This is a genomic window from Halopelagius inordinatus, assembly GCF_900113245.1.
In the GTDB taxonomy this organism is placed as follows: domain Archaea; phylum Halobacteriota; class Halobacteria; order Halobacteriales; family Haloferacaceae; genus Halopelagius; species Halopelagius inordinatus.
The window spans coordinates 417550-435310 of record NZ_FOOQ01000001.1 but is presented as its reverse complement, the minus strand read 5'-3'; the positions used below and the strand labels follow the sequence as shown (position 1 = coordinate 435310).

23 protein-coding genes and 3 tRNA genes are annotated in these 17761 nt (G+C 63.4%); 15 read left to right on the top strand and 11 right to left on the bottom strand.

The window, feature by feature from the left end; all coding sequences use genetic code 11:
• The first annotated feature begins 284 nt into the window (after positions 1-284).
• Positions 285-357 (top strand) — tRNA-Arg (locus BM167_RS02395).
• Between the two features lie 370 nt (positions 358-727).
• Here BM167_RS02395 and BM167_RS19005 read toward each other — a convergent pair.
• Positions 728-964 (bottom strand): DUF7564 family protein, encoded by a 237-nt coding sequence (locus BM167_RS19005; RefSeq protein WP_092888198.1) that lies wholly within the window; start codon positions 962-964, stop codon positions 728-730.
• Positions 965-1104: 140 nt separating this feature from the next.
• Here BM167_RS19005 and BM167_RS02385 point away from each other — a divergent pair, with 140 nt between their 5' ends.
• The gene (locus BM167_RS02385) at positions 1105-1746 is read left to right on the top strand and encodes a DUF309 domain-containing protein (RefSeq protein WP_092888195.1); all 642 of its coding nucleotides are present in this window, start codon (positions 1105-1107) and stop codon (positions 1744-1746) included.
• A 1-nt stretch (position 1747) separates the two neighbouring features.
• Here BM167_RS02385 and azf read toward each other — a convergent pair whose 3' ends face one another.
• The gene (gene azf, locus BM167_RS02380) at positions 1748-2524 is read right to left on the bottom strand and encodes an NAD-dependent glucose-6-phosphate dehydrogenase Azf (protein ID WP_092888192.1); all 777 of its coding nucleotides are present in this window, start codon (positions 2522-2524) and stop codon (positions 1748-1750) included.
• Positions 2525-2624: 100 nt separating this feature from the next.
• Here azf and BM167_RS02375 point away from each other — a divergent pair, with 100 nt between their 5' ends.
• Complete coding sequence (locus BM167_RS02375) at positions 2625-2969, top strand: dihydroneopterin aldolase family protein (RefSeq protein WP_092888189.1); 345 nt, start codon at positions 2625-2627, stop codon at positions 2967-2969.
• An 84-nt stretch (positions 2970-3053) separates the two neighbouring features.
• Positions 3054-3557, top strand: a complete 504-nt coding sequence (locus BM167_RS02370; RefSeq protein WP_092888185.1) for a DUF5790 family protein — start codon at positions 3054-3056, stop codon at positions 3555-3557.
• 1 nt (position 3558) lies between these two features.
• On the opposite strand, the gene BM167_RS02365 is transcribed toward BM167_RS02370, so the two are convergent.
• From BM167_RS02365 to BM167_RS02350, 4 genes are all read right to left on the bottom strand, one after another.
• Positions 3559-4305, bottom strand: coding sequence for a creatininase family protein (locus tag BM167_RS02365; RefSeq protein WP_092888182.1), 747 nt, complete (start codon positions 4303-4305; stop codon positions 3559-3561).
• 61 nt (positions 4306-4366) lie between these two features.
• Entirely contained in the window at positions 4367-6295 is a 1929-nt protein-coding gene (locus BM167_RS02360; RefSeq protein WP_092888179.1) for an ABC transporter ATP-binding protein, read from the bottom strand.
• 87 nt (positions 6296-6382) lie between these two features.
• Positions 6383-6652, bottom strand: a complete 270-nt coding sequence (locus BM167_RS02355; protein ID WP_092888176.1) for a DUF7538 family protein — start codon at positions 6650-6652, stop codon at positions 6383-6385.
• Positions 6653-6697: 45 nt separating this feature from the next.
• On the bottom strand, positions 6698-7201 hold the full coding sequence (locus BM167_RS02350) for a DUF192 domain-containing protein (RefSeq protein ID WP_092888173.1): 504 nt from the start codon (positions 7199-7201) through the stop codon (positions 6698-6700).
• Positions 7202-7287: 86 nt separating this feature from the next.
• Here BM167_RS02350 and BM167_RS02345 point away from each other — a divergent pair.
• From BM167_RS02345 to BM167_RS02330, 4 genes are all read left to right on the top strand, one after another.
• Positions 7288-7360 (top strand) — tRNA-Val (locus tag BM167_RS02345).
• 377 nt (positions 7361-7737) lie between these two features.
• Complete coding sequence (locus BM167_RS02340; RefSeq protein ID WP_092888169.1) at positions 7738-8154, top strand: DdfA family disk-determining factor; 417 nt, start codon at positions 7738-7740, stop codon at positions 8152-8154.
• Positions 8155-8283: 129 nt separating this feature from the next.
• The gene (locus BM167_RS02335; RefSeq protein ID WP_092888166.1) at positions 8284-8799 is read left to right on the top strand and encodes a hypothetical protein; all 516 of its coding nucleotides are present in this window, start codon (positions 8284-8286) and stop codon (positions 8797-8799) included.
• 54 nt (positions 8800-8853) lie between these two features.
• Positions 8854-8927: transfer RNA gene (locus BM167_RS02330), tRNA-Phe, on the top strand.
• Between the two features lie 289 nt (positions 8928-9216).
• On the opposite strand, the gene BM167_RS02325 is transcribed toward BM167_RS02330, so the two are convergent.
• The 4 genes from BM167_RS02325 to BM167_RS02310 form a co-directional block, all read right to left on the bottom strand.
• Complete coding sequence (locus tag BM167_RS02325) at positions 9217-9591, bottom strand: hypothetical protein (RefSeq protein WP_092888164.1); 375 nt, start codon at positions 9589-9591, stop codon at positions 9217-9219.
• A gap of 70 nt (positions 9592-9661) precedes the next feature.
• On the bottom strand, positions 9662-9937 hold the full coding sequence (locus tag BM167_RS02320; RefSeq protein ID WP_092891038.1) for an acylphosphatase: 276 nt from the start codon (positions 9935-9937) through the stop codon (positions 9662-9664).
• Between the two features lie 175 nt (positions 9938-10112).
• A complete protein-coding gene (locus tag BM167_RS02315) occupies positions 10113-10961 on the bottom strand; it encodes a DUF502 domain-containing protein (protein ID WP_092888161.1) in 849 nt (282 codons plus the stop codon).
• A 202-nt stretch (positions 10962-11163) separates the two neighbouring features.
• On the bottom strand, positions 11164-11613 hold the full coding sequence (locus tag BM167_RS02310; RefSeq protein ID WP_177213266.1) for a metal-dependent hydrolase: 450 nt from the start codon (positions 11611-11613) through the stop codon (positions 11164-11166).
• Between the two features lie 98 nt (positions 11614-11711).
• On the opposite strand from BM167_RS02310, the gene BM167_RS02305 reads away from it, so the two are divergent.
• The 6 genes from BM167_RS02305 to BM167_RS02270 all read left to right on the top strand — a co-directional run bounded on the left by BM167_RS02305 (position 11712) and on the right by BM167_RS02270 (position 16354).
• Positions 11712-13676 (top strand): alpha-amylase family glycosyl hydrolase, encoded by a 1965-nt coding sequence (locus BM167_RS02305; protein ID WP_092888155.1) that lies wholly within the window; start codon positions 11712-11714, stop codon positions 13674-13676.
• A gap of 261 nt (positions 13677-13937) precedes the next feature.
• Positions 13938-14201 carry a hypothetical protein gene (locus BM167_RS02300; protein ID WP_092888152.1) on the top strand — a complete coding sequence of 88 codons (264 nt, stop codon included), beginning with the start codon at positions 13938-13940 and terminating at the stop codon, positions 14199-14201.
• 389 nt (positions 14202-14590) lie between these two features.
• Positions 14591-14785: a cold-shock protein gene (locus BM167_RS02290; protein WP_092888146.1), complete on the top strand. Its 195-nt coding sequence runs from the start codon at positions 14591-14593 to the stop codon at positions 14783-14785.
• 213 nt (positions 14786-14998) lie between these two features.
• Entirely contained in the window at positions 14999-15193 is a 195-nt protein-coding gene (locus tag BM167_RS02285) for a cold-shock protein (protein ID WP_092888143.1), read from the top strand.
• Between the two features lie 311 nt (positions 15194-15504).
• Positions 15505-15699: a cold-shock protein gene (locus BM167_RS02275; RefSeq protein WP_092537891.1), complete on the top strand. Its 195-nt coding sequence runs from the start codon at positions 15505-15507 to the stop codon at positions 15697-15699.
• Positions 15700-15940: 241 nt separating this feature from the next.
• On the top strand, positions 15941-16354 hold the full coding sequence (locus tag BM167_RS02270; RefSeq protein WP_092888137.1) for a VanZ family protein: 414 nt from the start codon (positions 15941-15943) through the stop codon (positions 16352-16354).
• Between the two features lie 16 nt (positions 16355-16370).
• On the opposite strand, the gene BM167_RS02265 is transcribed toward BM167_RS02270, so the two are convergent.
• Positions 16371-16820, bottom strand: a complete 450-nt coding sequence (locus tag BM167_RS02265; RefSeq protein ID WP_177213265.1) for a pyridoxamine 5'-phosphate oxidase family protein — start codon at positions 16818-16820, stop codon at positions 16371-16373.
• Positions 16821-16949: 129 nt separating this feature from the next.
• Between BM167_RS02265 and nucS the strand changes: the two genes are divergently transcribed.
• Positions 16950-17726 (top strand): endonuclease NucS, encoded by a 777-nt coding sequence (nucS, locus tag BM167_RS02260; RefSeq protein WP_092888134.1) that lies wholly within the window; start codon positions 16950-16952, stop codon positions 17724-17726.
• Positions 17727-17761 lie beyond the last annotated feature (35 nt).

Here is a 17761-nt window from a genome sequence, read left to right as displayed (position 1 = left end):
GGACTCCGTCAGGACGTTATTTTACCGAGGCAAGACGGCGAGAGACCTCTGTGTCTCTCGCCTCTGCCGAGGAGGTTGACTCATCCGAGAAGAGTTGGGCAGACGAGACGAGTAACGCGAGTCTCGGTGAGTTCAAACATCGGTCGGGACATTTCTACGAGGGGTTATGCGACGAGTGGAATCAGAGATACGTTCGAGTAGCAGAGACACCATCGACGGCGGGTGGTCGCTCTCTGCGCATACATCGTAACCGTCTTAAGTAAACGAGGAGTATCCGGAAGTGAGTCCTGGTAGGGTAGTGGACTATCCTCTTGGCTTGCGGAGCCAGGGACCGGAGTTCAAATCTCCGTCAGGACGCTCACTTCGTTCGTGACCTGACTTGCCCCACGCTCGCGTTCGCTCGCGTGGGACTCCGTCAGAACGTTTCTGCGAGGCGCTACACGACGAGCGAAGCCAAGAGCCTGCGCCTCGCGAAACTCCTCCAAGGAGATTTGAACAGGGAGCGACTGGGTTCAAATCTCCGTCAGGACGCTCACTTCGTTCGCGACCTGACTTGCCCCACGCTCGCGTTCGCTCGCGTGGGACTCCGTCAGGACGTTTCTGCGAGACGTTACGTGAGGAGCGAAGCGACGAGTCGTTTCAGCGTTGCCGAACGAAGCGAAGGCCACAGAAACCACCGACAGCGAGTTTTCGTCCCTGAGGGCATCGAACCGGTCCGTATCCGGGGCTACTCCTCGTCGTACCTCGAAGGGACGTCCGTCTCGTCGTCGCTCTCCGCTATGGGGCGGACAGACGGAGTGCGACGCGTTCGGAGTGGCCGCGGCGACGGGTCGCGGGGGGACTCGTCCGTCGGCGAGTCGACCCACTTCTCGTGACAGTCCGGGCAGTAGTTACCCTTGTACGTACTCGTGAACGAATACTGAGAACCGCACGTGACGCAGACGGGTTCTCGCGTCCGGTTCATCTGTCACCCTCCGAGACGGTTGGGGTTCCGACTATAGTCATGTGCTATCACGGGCCTTATGAATCCGATACGTATAAGCGTATCACCGATGCGTTGGGACGAGCGTCGGCTATTTACGAGGCGGACGACGTGTCGAAGATATGGACGGAGCGCTCCGGGTCGGCGCGGCGGTGTTCAACGCGGGCGACCACCACGCCGCACACGACGCGTGGGAGTCGCGGTGGCTCGAATTGGACGACGGAACGCCGGACGAACGACTGCTTCACGGACTCATCCAGTACACGGCCGCCGTCCACCACGCGCGAAACCGAAACTGGAGCGGTGCGACCGGACTGGCGACGAGCGCACGCGAGTATCTCGACGCTCTCGACGCGGGCTACCGGGGCGTGAACGTCGACGCGGTTCGGAGGTACCTCGAACGCCTCGCCGGGGACCCGGAGTTCGCCGAACGCGCGCGTCCGCGTCCGTTGCGCATCGACGGGCGAGTCGTCCGAGCGGACGACCTGTCGTTCGAAGACGTCGCCGACGCGGCGAGACTCGTCGCCGAGGAGTACGACGCCTACGACGAGAGCGTCCTCGAACGCGCGGTGGAGTACGCGACGGAAGAGGTGCGAGAAGACGAACCGGGCGTCGGAGGCGGGCGGGCGGGGACGCGGTACGTCGCGTTCCTCTTCGATTTCGTCGGCGACAGGGAGAACCGAGATATCCTCTACGACAGACTGTTCGCGCACGTCGAACGCGAACGTGCGCGCGAACGGGACGTGTCCGGACTGTTCGACTGAGTCACTCGTCGTCTTCGTCTTCGAACTCCGCGGAGTTGTCGACGGGCGAGAAACCCAGCACGTCTCGGGCGCGGTCGATAGAGTAGTACTTTCGATCGTTGTCGCTTATGCCGTACACTATCTCGAAGTCGTAGTCCGCGGTGAGACAGCACTCGAAGAGGTGCGCGCAGTCCTTGTACGACAGCCACATCGCCTGTCCGCGTTCGTAGTCGATGGGCGGGTGGCCTTCGGTCAGGTTCCCGATTCGGACGTTGACGACCGACATGCCGTACTCGTCGTGGTAGTACCGAGTGAGAACCTCCCCCGTGGCCTTGCTCGCGCCGTAGAGGTTGCTCGGTCGAGGGAGTTCCGTCCCGTCCAGTCGGAACTCGTCTTCCGGTCGGTACATGTCGGGCGTGCGGTCGGGCGTCTCGTAGTTGCCGACGGCGTGGTTCGAGGAGGCGAAGGCGAACTTCTCGACGCCCGCCTCCGCGGCGGCCCGAACGACGGTGTGCGTCCCGTCGATGTTGTTCCGTAGAACGCTGCTCCACGGCGCTTCCGGGCGTGGGTCACCCGCCAGATGGATGACGGCGCGGACGCCGGAGACCGCCTCTTCGACCGCCTCCTCGTCGGTGATGTCGACGGCGTGCACCGACGCTTCGTCGACTCCCTCGGGAATCTTGTCGTTAGACAGCGGTTCGCGGTCGAGCAGTCGCCAGTCGTAGTCGGCCCCGATGTGGCGGAGAATAGCCTGACCGACGCGCCCACCCGCCCCTGTCAAGAGAACCGGGTCGTCCATTCGGTCGTTACTGGGCGAAGGATGGCTAAGAAAGACCCGATTCGCGCCTGCGACGTTTCGAGCCGATACGCCTATCTTCGGTCGGACGGGAGGCAACTCTATGCCGAGTACAGCAGAGACAGCCTGTTTCGAGGCCGGAATCAAGTTCGGGTCGCTGTACCACCAGTTCGCCGGAACGCCCGTCAGTCCGGTCAGCGCCGACTCCCTCGCCCGCGCGATGGAAGACGCCATAGAGAATCAACCCCACTGCGAGAGCGTCGACGTCGATATTCTCGTCGACGACCTCGCGTCGGAACTCGCCGACTCGACGGCGGACTACGCGGAACTGACGGGGCGGTTCATGGAAGTCGAGATGACCGTGGAGTACGAGGGGACGCGCGTCCGAACGCGGATGGAGATGGAAGGCGACTATCCCGCGATGCGCCTCGTCTCGGTCGAGGACTGAACGGGCGAGAGAACCCGTCCGAGGAGTGATTTCACTTTCACTTTCGGGCATGTATTTAAACGACCCCGAGCCGAAGAGACGAGTATGAGTAGTCAACGCACACTCGGTGACGACGACCTGTTCGGAGAGGCCGCAGAGGAGATGCGTTCTGAGGTCGAGGAACATCTCGACGCCGCGCGGGGGTCTCTCCCCGACGCCGACGCCATCTGGAGCACGGAGGCCGAGAACGTCCTCGGCGTCCTCAACGGTCTCAAATCCGCGCTGAACGCGGAGGAGGCCGAAGAACACCTCCGGCAGGCGAAAAAGACGTTCATCGTCGGTCAGCGTGCGGACGCGTTCGACGACCCCGACGACCTGGAAGCGGAGATAGAGTCCCTGCAGGAACTGTTCGTGACCGTCACGGAGGCCGGTGACCTCGTTGGCGAGTTGACGAGTACCATGCCGCAACTACGAAGCGAGTTACAGGAGGCCGCAGACGCGGCGAGCGAGGACGCCGACGCGGACGAAACCGACGAGGCGGACGAATCCGAGGCCGACGCGGACGACGACGCGGACGAATCCGAGGCCGACGAAGAGGACGAGGAGTAACTCAGTCGCGCCGAGGCGGTCGGTCCACATCTCGTTCGGCCACGGCGGAGAGTAGGTCCGCCAACGACTCGGCCGAGAGGTCGAGTAACACCTCTCCCAGCGACGCGTCTCCCTCCGCCGGGTCGCCGACCACGCCGTTCTCGGTGAACTCCGCGGAGTCGTGCGCGAGGTTCACGCCGGAGACCCACTCGCCCCACCGGTCGCTTCCCCCTTCTGCGGCGTCCGCTATTCGCTCCTCGCGGACGAGTTCGGGTCGGAGGTGGCGGAGCAAGGCCGTCTCCAGAGGCCCGCCGTGACCCATCTTCGCGGCGTGTTCGCCGACGGCTTCGAACCACGTGAACGCCACCGCGTAGGCGTCGTCTTCGCGGGTTATCGTCCCGGTCACCTCGTCGAGGGCGCCCACGTTACCGCCGTGTCCGTTGACGACGACGACGCGGTCGAACCCGTGTTCGGCGAGACTCGCCACCGTCTCGCGGACGCACGACCGAAACGTCTCCGGCGAGAACCAGAGCGTGCCGGGGAACTGGCGGTGTTCGGCGGCGACGCCGACGGGAAGCGTCGGAGCGACGACCACGTCTCCGTCGTACGCTTCCGCGCCCGCCTCGGCCACCGCCTCGGCCGTGAACGCGTCGGTCCCGAGGGGTGCGTGCGGGCCGTGCTGTTCGGTGCTACCGACGGGAACCAACGCGACGTCCGTCTCCGCGACGAGTTCTGACACGTCGGTCCACGTCGCCTCCGAGAGTCGCATACACGGCGACGTGGGGTCCGACCGCTTGTATAATCGCCGGATGAGAGTCGCGTTTCGCGCCTCAGTCGTCGTCGTTCTCGACGCCGGTTCGGGAGGCGCGGCGACTCGCGCGTTCGACGAACTCGTCGGGGAGTTCGTCTATCTCGCCCGCTTGGACGCCCCAGAGGTGAGCGTACAGGCCGTCGTCGTCGATGAGTTCGTCGTGCGTCCCGCGTTCGGCGATGCGCCCGTCTTCGAGGACGACAATCTGGTCTGCGTCCTTGATAGTCGAGAGGCGGTGGGCGATGCTGAACGTCGTGCGATTCTCCGTGAGGCGGTCCAAAGAGCGCTGGATGAGCATCTCCGTCTCGGTGTCCACGTCGGATGTGGCCTCGTCTAAGACGAGGATGTCGGGGTCTCTGAGGACGGCGCGGGCGATGGAGAGACGCTGGCGCTGACCGCCGGAGAGTTTCACACCGCGTTCGCCGATTTCGGTGTCGTACCCCTCGGGGAGGTTCCGGATGAACTCGTGGGCTTCTGCGGCTTTCGCGGCCGCCACCACGTCGTCGTGAGAGGCGTCGAACGACCCGTACCGGATGTTCTCTTCGACCGTCCCGTAGAACATGAACGTGTCCTGTCCGACGTAGCCGATGGCCCGTCTGAGACTCGGAATCGTCACGTCGCGCACGTCGGTACCGTCGATGCGAATCGCGCCTTCGTCTACGTCGTACATCCGCATGAGCAGTTTCAGAACCGTCGATTTGCCCGCGCCGGTCGGACCAACGAGTGCGAGGGTATCGCCGCCTGCCACGTCGAAAGAGACGTCTTCGACGATGGTCTCTTCGTCGTCGTAGCCGAACGTCACGTCGTCGTACTCGACGCGTCCGTCGCGGACGACCAACTCCTCCGCGTCGGGGTTCTCCTCGATGCGCGACGGTTCGTCCATCAGGCCGAACATCCGCGCACTGGAGGCGTGCGCCCGCTGATACATGTTGATTATCTGCCCGAACTGCGCCATCGGCCAGATGAACCGCTGGGTGAAGAGGATGAACGTGACGAACTCTCCGGGGTCGAGCGTTCCCGTGAAGAACCACGGCCCCGCGTCGTTCAACACCCAGAGACCGCCGACGGTGAAGGTGAGGACGAAGCCGATGCCCGCGAGGATGCGCAGGCCCGGGAAGAACTTGATGCGGGTGTCGATAGCGTCCCAGTTCGCGTCGAAGTAGTCCATCGAGACGTCCTCCACCCGTTCGGACTCGTAGCTCTCGGTGTTCGACGTCTTGATGACGGAGATTCCGCCGAGGTTGTTCTCCAACCGGGAGTTCACCCGACCGACAGAAGAGCGGACTTCGGCGTACTTCGGCTGAATCGTCTTTATGAAGAAGTAGGTGAACAGAGCGATGAGCGGCATCGGGAGGAGAGCGACGATGGCGAGTTGCCAGTTCAGCCAAAAGAGGATGCCCGCGATGCCGACGACCATCACGCCGAGTCGGAACGCCGAGTTCATCCCGTCGTTGAGGAACCGTTCGAGGCGGTTCACGTCGTTCGAGAGGATGGACATCATCTCGCCCGTCTGCTTGTCGGCGAAAAACTCCATGTTCAGCCGTTGCATCTTGTCGTACGTGTCCGTCCGGACGGAGTGTTGGATGTTCTGCGCGAAGGAGTTCCACCCCCAGTTTCGCGTCCAGTGGAAGGCGGCACCGCCGAAGAAGGCGAACGCGATGACGCCGATAGTGAACCACAGTTGCGCGTCTCGCGCCGCGGGAAGCCACGCCTGCGGGACGAGTGGCAGGTCGAACGCGCGTTCGTCGAGGAAGATAGCGTCGACGGCGATACCGAGGAGTAAGGGAGGCAGGAGGTCCAACAGTCGGGCGCCGACGCTGGCGAGGACACCGACAGAGAACTGCATGGAGTTTTGGAACCCGTACGCCGCGAACAGGCGTCGCATCGGATTCTCGGCGTTCTCCCGTTGTTCCTCGAACGGGTCGTCGTCGTCCGGGGAGGTAGCCATTACTGGTCTTCGGGGGCCCAGCACACTAAACCGTTTGATACGAACCGAAACGGTCGGGGCCGAGAGAGACCCGTCACCGGTGGACCCCTACAGCACGCGTCGCTCTACGTCGGGGTCGATAGACGCCTCCGAGAGGTCCTCGCGGATGCGCGTCCGCAACGGGTCGGGGACCGTATCTCTGCCGACGGGAACCGCCGTTTCGCCGTCGTCTTTCACCTTCCAGTAGAGGACGCACTCCGAGGGTTCGTAGAACTCGATGCTGTAGCGGTCATCGGCGCCGCGGTAGTGGACTCTCGCCGCGAACCCCTCTGTGCGCCACCCCTCTAACTCGGCGAGTGCCTCGACGTGTTCGCCCATGTCGGCAGGTTCGGAACCGGCTCACGTCGGTGTTTCGCCTTCCGGTCAGTAGTCGCCGATTCGAATCCGGTCTCCCTCGTCGATACACGTCCGGTTCGTGTAGCCGTAGGGGAGTTCGAGGACGTACTTCCCGGTTCCGTTGTACCTCGTCAACTCCTCTCCGGAGGTGCCCTCGGGCGGACGGTCGGCGTGGTGAATCTGCGTTATCGTGCCGTTCTCGCCGACGAAGACGATGTCGATGGGGAAGGCCATCTCGCGCATCACGTAGGCGTACTCGTCTTCTTCGTCGTGGACGAACAGCATTCCCTCGTCTTCGCCGAGCGATTCGGTTTCGCTGAGACCGGTGTAGCGCTTCTGATGAGTGTCCGCGATTCGGGCGTCGACCGTCGCGAGCGTCCGGTTGTCCGCCTCGTCTGCGACGGTCACCGTCGCGCGTTCGTAGTCGCCGGTCGGGAACGCGGCGGGGTTGAACGCGTAGACGGCACCGGTCGCGGCGGCGAGGACGACCACCGCGAGTGCGAACGTGGCGAGTGTCGACCGCGAGACCATACACGGAGATAGAACGGGACGCGCGTAAGGATTCCGGCGAGCGAATTGGAAACCGTTATGCCGCCGTGGAAGTAGAATCGAGATGCGGGCTCGTAGTCTAGGGGTTATGACGCGTCCCTTACAAGGACGAGGTCGGTGGTTCGAATCCGCCCGAGCCCACTTCTGACGACACAAAACGACGAGCGTAGCGAGGAGTCTGTGTCGTCTGAGTGGGCGACGGGGATTCGAAGCAGGGAGCGAACGGAGTGAGCGACCGAGGTTCGACATCCGCCCGAGCCCACTCACTTCCTGCCGGGAAATAATCGACAGAGGGCTCTGGGTATTTCAGATTGTCATTCACTAAACTATATATTCGTTTATACCCATAATATTAAGCGATTATCGGTAACTCAATCAGTTATCGTTAGTTCAGGGGGAACTGAAGGAGAGACTGTTTTTGAGAACACGCGTGCGGCCCCGCGAGCGCATCTGACTTAAATGCCCTACTTAGTAAGGGATAACTGTAAGCCCAGCCGTAGTCGTAACGTACACACTCTATGACCTCTGGGGGAAGTTCGCCGCACGATTCAGCAGACTATGGAGAAGTTTCGGAGGACCGTACGGCCGGACATCCGAGAACCTCCGTCTCTCTCGACTCGCTCGACTCGGCCGGGGCGTTGACGTACCACGACGAGACGAAGACCTATCGGACGGAGTACGACCAACGGGTGGACGCACCGCAGGAAGTCGTCGTCCACTCCGTGGCCGCACTCGAAGAGAGGTCCCCCATCGAACTCGACCCGCTCTACACCGTAATCGACCCCGACGCGCTCGACCAACTGTTCGCTCCGATGATCAACGGACGACACGTCGGCGACGGGAAGATTACGTTCGGTTACCAGGGGTACGAGATTACTCTCCACAGTTACGGCGTCGTCGCGATTCGACCGGTCGAACGGCCTCGCGGGCAGTAGGCCGCAGACGGTCTCTCTGTCTCGTCGTCGAACAGTCTCTGGGACTCGTCTACCGCTCGAACGGGAACGGAAGCCACCCCGCACACGAAGGCATCAACCCCAGGGTCGTTTCGACCCGATGTCGAGTACATGACACGCGTACTCGCGCTCGGAGCAGTCTTTCTCGTCCTCGTCTCGGGAGCGAGCGGAATCGTCGCGGCCGACGCCGCCAACCCGCCGTCCGCGGGCGAATCGACCGGGTCCGCACAGGCCGCGGCCGCGGAACGAAGCGGGACGAACCCCGCCCAAGTCGGGACCGTAAATCAAAACGAGAACCTCCGGTTCGACTTCGAGATTCGGACGATAGAACACTGCGGGCTGACGTGTCGCGACGTCACCGTCGCCGCGACGAACACGCAGCGTACCACCGCGCGGAACGTCGAGTTCGTGACGCAGATGTCCGCCGGCGACGACGTCGTCTGGACCGGCAACGAGACGTTCCGGAAAATCGAACCGGGCGAGACGAAGACGGCGACAAAGCGCGTGAGCCTCGGTTTCTTCGACGCGGTGAAGGTCAGACAGAACGGCGGTTACCTCACCGCGGAGACGACCGTGACGTGGGACTCGGGCTCCGAATCGTTCACGGAGCGCAGAAAAGTGACGTAAGGCGCGGCCACTTCGAAATCCTTTTTTGTGTAACCAGCATCCCACAGAATGCGCGCCGCCTTAGCTCAGACTGGGAGAGCACTCGACTGAAGATCGAGCTGTCCCCGGTTCAAATCCGGGAGGCGGCATCCCGATTCTACTCGATTCCCCATCGAAACAGTCCGAACTCGGCTGAATATCGAGCAGTCCCCGTTCCTGCGAGCGCAGCGAGCGGGAAGTCGAAAGACGAGCAGAGCGAGTCTTTCGGAAGTTCAAATCCGGGAGGCGGCATTTTCCTGCGAACTACCGAGGGAGCGAAGCGACCGAGGTTTCGAATCCGACCGCCGAGCGACGCGAACGCTCCTGATTCTGTGGGCGACACCCGACTACCGGTCGAACTGGGGCCGAAAAGTGGATTCGCAGACTACCCGCGGACGATTACTTGCAGTCCAGGTGAACGATTTCGTCGTTCTCGTTCGGCCCGCGCGTCTGGCCCGTGGATATCGGTTCGCCGCAGGCCGCACAGCGGAGTTTCCCCGCGTCTTCGGTCGTCTCTCGACCGCTCGAATCCTCGTCGTCAGCGTCCTCGTCGGTCGTCCCGACGTCGAGCGTCTCCGTCAGTTCGTCAAGGTCCTCCAGTTCTCCGGACGGGGTCACCGCGGCGTATCCGGCCGCGAGTGCGCCCCCACCGGCCAAAAGTCCGCTCAGCCGTTTCCCGTTCCGAAGCGAGCGAATCGCGACGACCGAGAGGCCGAACGCGAGGAGTGTGCGGGCGAGTCGCTCCCGATCACGGACTGCTTTGCGTAGGTCCATACGGGTGAGTCGGGCTACGGGCCCTTGTAAGTCACCGCCGACGAGGGAGAGGCCGTTCTCCGCGTGGCGGTCAGTGCTTTTCGAAGTCTTCGAGGTCGCCCTGCGGCTTTCCCATCTCGATTTCGACGTCGGTCACGTCGGCTTTGACCGGCCCTCGTTTGCACCACTCGGTCATCGTTTCGACGTCCTCTCGGTCCCCCTCGAAGAGTGCTTCGACCCGGCCGTCGTCGAGATTCCGGACCCATCCCTCGATATCGTGTGCACGAGCGGTTTCGTGGGTGTTGTCGCGGAAGTGAACCTCCTGAACGTCGCCCGAGATGAAGACGTGCGCGCGTGACTCGGTCATCGCACGGACGTCGGTGTTCGACGCTGAAAACGGCTGGCTCGTCCGTTCCGGAAAGTCAGATACGGGCCGAAGTCGGGTGCGGACGAACGACTCCGAACCTATCGTGTTGGAGCGATAGAACGGAGAGATGCGCTTCGGACGGAGGACGTCTCCGAGGGAGGCAGAACGGACGCGGTTACCGCGAGGAGTCGTCATCGTCGTCGGTCTCGTCCGTGGAAATCGCGTCCTGCAACCGGTCGATATCTGTAATCTTCTCTAGGTCGCCCATCGTGAGTTCGGTCGTCTCGCCCGCGCTCTCGCCGGTGGCGACGCCGCTCGTGAGGATGCTGCGGACGCCCTCCTCTATGGTCATGTCCACGTCGTACACGTTGTCTCTCGGGACGTGTGTCAGAAAGCCGCCTGTCACCGGGTTCGGGGCGAGAGGGATGAACATCGTCACCATCTCGTCGTGACCCGTCGCCGCAGTCACCGTGTCCGGCGAGCGACTCGTCTCGAACCCGATGACGTAGACGTCGTCGCCCAGCAGTTCGACGAGTTTTATCTCTTGGAAGTTCTCGGCCTCTTGGTCCAACATGACGTCGCCCATCCGGCGGAAACTCTTGTAGACGGTGCCGATGCCGGGAATCGACGTGATCGCCAGATCGACGAAGTCGATGACCCGTTCGCCGTGGCGGTTCTGGCCGACGGAGCCGACGACGACGACGACGCCGAGCAAGACGGCGACTGCGATGAGTTCGCCGAGGAAGCTGATCACCATCGAGTAGACGTTCAGTTCGATGAGGAACAGAACGAAGCCCGCGCTCTCGATCAGTTCGATGAGACCGATCCACTGCAAGAGGTCGATCACCGGGCGGAGCGCGGACCTGACGAAGTCCAACGCGACGTTCAAGATGTACAGCGTGACGATGAACGGAATGATGATCCCGACGCCCGTCAGCAACACGTCGGCTGTACTCTCGTAGAGAGATTCGCCAGCTTCCTTCGCCGATGCGGGAGAGTAGTCGGACGAGTCAGAACCAGACATTCGGACGTTCGATCGGAAGGGTCCGGTATTACATCAACTTATCTGTTTGCTGACGTTGAGTCCGTCGTGACTGTCAGTTCCGCGTTCGCAACATGACTTTCTCGGGGGCGATAGCGGTGCTCGGAGACGGGGGTCGAGAGCGACGCGCGGGCGCTCTACGGGTTCGTCGAAGCGCCCGGACTCGCGGGACGAGACATCCGGTCTACGCCGGACGCGCCCGCCGTCGGTGCCAAAGCACCGCGAGACAGCACCCCCACAGAACCACCGTCACCGGGTCGGAGTGCCCGCCGAACGGAGTATCGAACCCGACGTACGTCGCAGAGACCGGATATGCGACGGGAACGCCCATGGGGGTCGTACTATCGACCAGTACGTGCGAGACGTAGCCGACGGCGACGCCCTTCGCCGCGGCCCGACTCAGAGTCGCCGCGACGGCGACTGCGACACAGGCGGCGAGTGCGGTGTGCGTGATGCCGCGATGTGTGAGCGGGAAAGTCCACGCTAACGGCAGGATGAGGTCGATATCGGCGACCACACCGCCGAGTAACCCGGCGCGCGGCGCGTCGAACGCGACCGAACCGAGAGTGTACCCGACTAGCGCGTGCGTGGCGACTGCGACGACGAGGTAAGCTAGGTGCGAGGGCGCGACCACGACTTGTCGTCGGTTCGGCCGTCGGGGGCTAAACTCCTCGGTCCCATCGGCCGTGAGCCTTTTCGCGTCCACCCGCACACGAGACTGTACTTCCATCCATGGACTTTCCCGACGTTCGAGAAGACGGAGTACTCCGCGTTCCGGTGACGGATGCCGACCGCGTCGAGGTTCGGTTCGCGCCGTTGCTCTCGCGCGACAGATTCGACCCCAAAAGCTGGCGAACCGAGGCGCTCGACCCCGTCCCGGACGCCACGGACTGGTACCAACTCGACGTAGACGGTCTCGACCTCTCTGACGGCAGATACGAGTACGAGTACGTGGTCCACCGCGGGGACGACGAACCCGTCGTCGCCGCCGACCCGTTCGCAGAGGAGATTACCCGGTTCCGCGGTCGCCGCGGCACGTTCCGCATCAGAGACGGAGAGCGGTTCCGGCCGGCGTTCTCGTGGGAGGACGAACTCCCGGATGCGGGGCTACCGGAGAACAACGAACTCGTCGTCTACGAACTACCGCTCCGGTGGGCGTCGCCCGCCTCGTCGAACGACGACCGGAACGTCCCCGACGGCGACTTCGAAAGCCTGCTGAGCGAACACCTCGACGAACTCGAATCGCTCGGCGTCAACGCCATCGAACTGCTGCCCATCCAAGACGCCGCGGTGACGCTCGATTGGGGCTACGGGACGCGCTTTTTCTTCGCGCCGGACCTCGATTTCGGCGGCCCGGTTGACGCGAAGTTCCTCGTGAAAGAGTGCCACAAGCGCGGGATTCGCGTCCTGATGGACATCGTGATGAACCACGCGAGAGAGTGCCCGTTGGAGACGCTCGCGGGCGACCGGTTCTTTCTCGACCCCGAAGAGAAACCCGACCGGCCCGACTGGGGCGGGCGTCGCTTCGACTTCGAGAACGCCGTCGACGGCTACCACCCCGCCCGGGAGTTTCTCTACTCGATGGCCGACTTTTGGATTCGAGAGTACCACGTCGACGGCTTCCGCATCGACGAGTTCAAAGGAATGGATCACTGGGAGTTCGTCCAAAAGTTCCGGGACAGAGCGTGGGCGGCGCACCGAGACGAGTTCTCCGACCGGCCGTTTCTGGTCGTCGCGGAAGACTCGTGGGGGCGCACCGAAATCGTCCGCGAGGAGGACGGAAACCCCGACGGTCGCAAGGTGGTAGACGCCATGTGGAACTTCGACTTCCGAGACGAGTCTCGGCGGTTGCTCCGGGACGAAATCGAGACGGAACCGGGAGAACCGTCCCGGAGCGAGCGCATTCGAGCGCTGATTTCGGGCCGGCGGACGTGGGACGACAGGGACCGAGCGTTCGAGGAGGGCTTTACCGACCTCTCGCAGGCGGTCAACTACATGACGTCTCACGACATGGGAGAGCGAGGCGAACAGCGGTTGATGAACTACATCTTCGGCGAACTCGTCCGCGAACGGGGGATAGGAGACGGGTCCATAGACAACGTTCGGTATCTGCTCGACGAACTCGTCACCGCCGCGCCGGGCGTCCAGATAGACGCCCACGGGGAGGCGGTCGACCGGGTTCGAGGCTCCTTCGCCCTGCTTTTGACCGCCGTCGGCATCCCGATGTTTCTCACGGGCGAGGAGTTCGGCGACGTACACGACCTCGATTACACGGACTGGCAACTGAAGATGGAAGACCCGGTAGAGTGGAGTCGCCGCGACTACCCGGGTCACGACGCTCTCCAGTCGGGCGTTCGGGATCTGATCCACCTGCGGACGGAGGCGGAGGCGCTACAGCGAAACGAAGTCGAGTTCTTCTACGCCCACCCGACGATAGACGAAGACGACGGCGTGCCCGCGTTCGCTTACTGTCGAACCGGCGGACGGGAACTGGGAAGCGAAGGACAGGTCGTCGTCGTCGCCAACTGCGGCCCCGACGGGTTCGAGGCTTTCGACATCCCGTGGCCGTGGACGGACACCGACCGGGTCGAAGAACGCGGCGACCCCGTTCGCGGGACGCCGCCGGAGTTCTCGCCCGACGAGGAGGGGGCGACGCTCTCTCTGTCTCCTTTCCAAGTGCGAGTGTTCACGACCTGACGCCCGCGAGAAGGGTCGAAGGCGTCGCCTGACCCGCGCGCGGAGATACCGGCCGAACCGCCCCGCCGGGACAAAGAGACACCGACCGAACGCGCGGCGGAGGATGTCCACCGGGGGTGACGTCCGTCTCCGTTCTATCGAGGGGAAGGGGATTCCGAGAGCAATCATACGAATGCCGACATGAATGACACGTGAACGAACGACAGTGCCTGCACACGACAGCAGAATACGGAAGTGGATATGCACTAACGTCTAAGCGCAATGGCACTATTCCAACAGGACAGCTCGGATCTCGAAGAGAAGGGCGAAGAGATAGCAGAGGAAGCGCCGATGTCGGCTGGCGACCCCATCGCGACGCTGGCCGCGGGGTCGGTGCTGCTCTCGTGGTATCAGTTCTACGTCAAAGGGAACAAAGAGAGCGGAATCTTCGTGGGCCTGTGGGCGCCGACGTTGCTCGCGGCCGCGAACTACGTCCAGCAGAAGGATATCGCACAGAAGTTCGATAGCGGCCTGTCCTTCAACTAATTCCGTTCCGCCGTCCGATAGGAGTCCGGTTGTCGCGTTTCGGCGTTTTCTCGTCACCGGACGGCGTCTTCGAGACGACGCCGACTCTCGTCCGCGACGGCCGCGTCGCCCCGCCTCGCGAGCGGAGTTTCCGGTCGAATCCCGAGTCGCCGAACCGAATCCGCGTCCGACACGCGCGCTCCGTCCCCTCCCAGCAGGAGAAACGCTCGTCTCGACAGAGGGGAACGAAATCGACGCCGAATGCGTCGGCGTATCCACCCGGAATCGACGGACTCGGCAGAAAATTCAACTAGTACCTCCGTTTGACAACCGCACGTCCACTCGAAGCGGGCCATGGTACTAGGACACTCGCAATCCTTATCCGTGGAGTGGTCATACGTTAATTTGCAATGGCGAAAGGAAACGTTGATTTCTTCAACGACACAGGCGGCTACGGTTTCATCTCGACGGACGACTCGGACGACGACGTGTTCTTCCACATGGACGACATCGGCGGCGACGACCTCGAAGAGGGGCAGGAACTCGAATTCAGTATCGAGTCCTCCCCCAAGGGCCCCCGCGCGGCGAACGTCACCCGACTCTAACTACCGGCTAACCGCCGTCTTCGACGACGGCATCTAACCGATTCACCGCGTTCCGACAGAGCGGACGCGGCCGCATCCGGATTACACCGGCGGCGGGACATCTCTGGATTTTCTGAGACCCGAGCGCCGAGCGACAGCGACGTGTCGAGAACCGGTCGAGGCCCGTCTCTCTCTCGGAAGGGTTAACCGTGGCGCGACCCAGATACGACTGTAATGGCGAAAGGCAAGGTTGACTTCTTCAACGACACAGGCGGTTACGGTTTCATCGAGACTGAGGATGCGGACGACGACGTGTTCTTCCACATGGAAGACATCGGCGGCCCGGACCTCGAAGAGGGTACGGAGGTCGAGTTCGAGATCGAGGACGCCCCCAAGGGCCCCCGCGCGAAGAACGTTACCCGACTGTAAGGTAACCGCTCGAACCGAGTACCGACGGAACACCATATTTTTCGACGAGTTCGATGCCGCGACCGATGGGTCCGTCCCGAGAACGGAGACCGAGGGCACAGGCGGTCGGCGCACGTTCGACCGCTGTCTGCGCACCTCGCGGCAGCGACCACGATTTGCTCTCCGAGTCGAGACGGACCTCTGGGAACCGGTTTCGACGGTCTTCGAGCGAACTGCACCGCGACGACGCCTCGGAGAAGCGAGTCGCGCCGAAGTATGGTACCACGACTCTCGCAAGCATTATCTGTGGGGGGCTACTCTAATCAAAGGCAATGGCAACTGGTAAGGTTGACTTCTTCAACGACACGGGCGGCTACGGCTTCATCGAGACTGAGGATGCGGACGACGACGTGTTCTTCCACATGGAAGACGTTGGCGGACCGGACCTCGAAGAGGGCACGGAGATCGAGTTCGAGATCGAAGACGCCCCCAAGGGCCCCCGCGCGAAGAACGTCACCCGTCTGTAAATCGGACTTCTGAGACGCGAACTACGGTAGCGAACGGAGGCTTGCGGCGCCGCGGCACGATTGAGTTCGGTCCGGATGCGGCAGTTCTCCAAACTACTCACAACTTATACAGCGGCGGCCACGACGACGAACGGCGTTCGTCGGGCCGGTCGCTCGTTTTTCGGTCTATCGAAACGAACAGCGGACGCCCCGTGAGACGAAGGCGAACGCTCACCTTCGAGGCGCGAGAGCGACGACCACGATGACCGACGGAATCGACCGAACGCGTCTCCGCCGCGTCGCGCCGGTACTCTGTTGGAGCGTCGCCGTCGTCGTCGCGTCGGTAGTGTCGCCGCCGTCCGGCGGTCTCTCGACCGCGGGGCCGTTCGGCGTCGGCGTCGATAAGTGGCTTCACCTCGGCGCGTACTGGGGCGTCGCGCTCCTCGCCGCCGTCGCCCTTCGGGCGCGAGGACGGCGAGCGTTCGCCGCCGCGGTCACTGTCGGCGTCGCCCTCGGCGTCAGTCTCGAACTCGTGCAGGGGACGCTCCCCGCCCGGTCGCTCGACGCGGCGGACGCATTCGTCAACGGTGTCGGGGCCCTCCTCGGGGCGGCGACGTACGCGCTCGGACGGCGAATCGCAGACGCCCGGGACCGACGCCGACGAACGTCCGAGTAATCGAGCGGGAGGCGTCTCAGTCGTCGCCCCGTCGCCCCGTCGCGGACGCTTTCTCCAGCGTCCACCCGACGAGGTCCTGCATCGGTTCGGCCTCCGAGAACGCGCTCGGGAACCAGGCGTTGTCGTCCATGGCCGCGACGAGGGCGTCCCACTCGTCGTCGGTCACCCGTCGAATCTCTCCCTGCACGACGACGCTCCGCCAACGGTGTTTGCCGCTGACCTCGAACGCGGTGAAACTCGCACGCTTGGTCTGCTCTGTGAATCGCTCCTTCTCGCTCGTCTCTGCGGTGCGGAGATAGATGAAGTAGAGGCGGTCACCGTCGTACCCGAACGAGAGGGGGACGCCGTAGGCGTCGTCGCCGGCGGCCAACGAGAGCACTCCGATGCCGCGTTCGCGGAGAAACTCGTCTACCTCCTCGGTGGTCATCTCGGTGCCTCGGACGTGGGCGAACTCGTTTGTGGTCATAGGTAGCACCTACCGTAGATACGGCGGTGACCGGGATAAGCGTTCGAGCGTCTCCGCCGACGCGGGAGAGCCCCGCCGACGCGTCCTTTTTATCCGACGACGCCCAATCGTCGTCCGATTCGGAGTCCCATGACGGCTACCACGCTCCACCGCCCGACGCACCGCGACGCGTTAGCTCTCCTCGAATCGGCGTTCGGCGACGGGCGCCTCGTCACGGTGTTCGGTCGATGCACGGTGGAGTACGACGGGCGCGCGTCGTCGACGCTCGGGGCCGGTGACAGACTCGTCGTCTGTAAACCCGACGGGACGATTCTCGTCCACACCGACGAAAAGCGGAAGCCGGTGAACTGGCAACCGCCGGGCTGCACGCACCGCGCGAGCGTCCGCGACGGACGCCTCCGCATCCGGAGTTCGCGCACGACGCCCGACGAGACGCTCGACGTGCGATTCGAACGGCTCGACCAACTGACGGCGTACGAGGTGAACGACCGGAGCGACCTGACCCTCCACGGGAGCGAAGAGGACCTGAGACAGCGCATCCTCGAAGAGCCGGCACTCGTCGAGGAGGGGTTCGAACCGTCGGCGACGGAACGGGAGACGACGGCGGGACCGGTGGACATCTTCGGCGAGGACGCCGCGGGACGACCCGTCGCGGTGGAGTTGAAACGCAGGCGAGTGGGGCCGTCCGCCGCGAGTCAACTGAAGCGGTACGTCGACGCCCTCCGGACGGAGTTCGCCGACGAGGACGTCCGCGGCGTGCTGGTCGCGCCCTCCGTCACCGACCGAACGAGCGAGTTGCTCGCCGAGAACGGACTGGGCTTCGTTTCCCTCGAACCCACCGCGGAGGACGCGGCCGCCGGCAAAGAGGATGGAAGCGACCGAACAGCAGAGGACGATAGCCGCTAGCCGCGAGCGTCTCGGTCGAAGAGACGGACGACAGA

What these genes read in the sequence shown, in the direction of transcription:
- BM167_RS02360 (WP_092888179.1), bottom strand. Translation starts at nt 6,295, where the DNA reads ATGGCTACCTCCCCGGACGACGACGACCCGTTCGAGGAACAACGGGAG.
- BM167_RS02335 (WP_092888166.1), top strand. Translation starts at nt 8,284, where the DNA reads ATGACACGCGTACTCGCGCTCGGAGCAGTCTTTCTCGTCCTCGTCTCG.
- nucS (WP_092888134.1), top strand. Translation starts at nt 16,950, where the DNA reads ATGACGGCTACCACGCTCCACCGCCCGACGCACCGCGACGCGTTAGCT.
- BM167_RS02370 (WP_092888185.1), top strand. Translation starts at nt 3,054, where the DNA reads ATGAGTAGTCAACGCACACTCGGTGACGACGACCTGTTCGGAGAGGCC.
- BM167_RS02305 (WP_092888155.1), top strand. Translation starts at nt 11,712, where the DNA reads ATGGACTTTCCCGACGTTCGAGAAGACGGAGTACTCCGCGTTCCGGTG.
- BM167_RS02300 (WP_092888152.1), top strand. Translation starts at nt 13,938, where the DNA reads ATGGCACTATTCCAACAGGACAGCTCGGATCTCGAAGAGAAGGGCGAA.
- BM167_RS02365 (WP_092888182.1), bottom strand. Translation starts at nt 4,305, where the DNA reads ATGCGACTCTCGGAGGCGACGTGGACCGACGTGTCAGAACTCGTCGCG.
- BM167_RS02270 (WP_092888137.1), top strand. Translation starts at nt 15,941, where the DNA reads ATGACCGACGGAATCGACCGAACGCGTCTCCGCCGCGTCGCGCCGGTA.
- BM167_RS02385 (WP_092888195.1), top strand. Translation starts at nt 1,105, where the DNA reads ATGGACGGAGCGCTCCGGGTCGGCGCGGCGGTGTTCAACGCGGGCGAC.
- azf (WP_092888192.1), bottom strand. Translation starts at nt 2,524, where the DNA reads ATGGACGACCCGGTTCTCTTGACAGGGGCGGGTGGGCGCGTCGGTCAG.
- BM167_RS02375 (WP_092888189.1), top strand. Translation starts at nt 2,625, where the DNA reads ATGCCGAGTACAGCAGAGACAGCCTGTTTCGAGGCCGGAATCAAGTTC.
- BM167_RS02315 (WP_092888161.1), bottom strand. Translation starts at nt 10,961, where the DNA reads ATGTCTGGTTCTGACTCGTCCGACTACTCTCCCGCATCGGCGAAGGAA.
- BM167_RS02320 (WP_092891038.1), bottom strand. Translation starts at nt 9,937, where the DNA reads ATGACCGAGTCACGCGCGCACGTCTTCATCTCGGGCGACGTTCAGGAG.
- BM167_RS02340 (WP_092888169.1), top strand. Translation starts at nt 7,738, where the DNA reads ATGACCTCTGGGGGAAGTTCGCCGCACGATTCAGCAGACTATGGAGAA.
- BM167_RS02265 (WP_177213265.1), bottom strand. Translation starts at nt 16,820, where the DNA reads ATGACCACAAACGAGTTCGCCCACGTCCGAGGCACCGAGATGACCACC.
- BM167_RS02355 (WP_092888176.1), bottom strand. Translation starts at nt 6,652, where the DNA reads ATGGGCGAACACGTCGAGGCACTCGCCGAGTTAGAGGGGTGGCGCACA.
- BM167_RS02285 (WP_092888143.1), top strand. Translation starts at nt 14,999, where the DNA reads ATGGCGAAAGGCAAGGTTGACTTCTTCAACGACACAGGCGGTTACGGT.
- BM167_RS02325 (WP_092888164.1), bottom strand. Translation starts at nt 9,591, where the DNA reads ATGGACCTACGCAAAGCAGTCCGTGATCGGGAGCGACTCGCCCGCACA.
- BM167_RS02350 (WP_092888173.1), bottom strand. Translation starts at nt 7,201, where the DNA reads ATGGTCTCGCGGTCGACACTCGCCACGTTCGCACTCGCGGTGGTCGTC.
- BM167_RS02275 (WP_092537891.1), top strand. Translation starts at nt 15,505, where the DNA reads ATGGCAACTGGTAAGGTTGACTTCTTCAACGACACGGGCGGCTACGGC.
- BM167_RS19005 (WP_092888198.1), bottom strand. Translation starts at nt 964, where the DNA reads ATGAACCGGACGCGAGAACCCGTCTGCGTCACGTGCGGTTCTCAGTAT.
- BM167_RS02290 (WP_092888146.1), top strand. Translation starts at nt 14,591, where the DNA reads ATGGCGAAAGGAAACGTTGATTTCTTCAACGACACAGGCGGCTACGGT.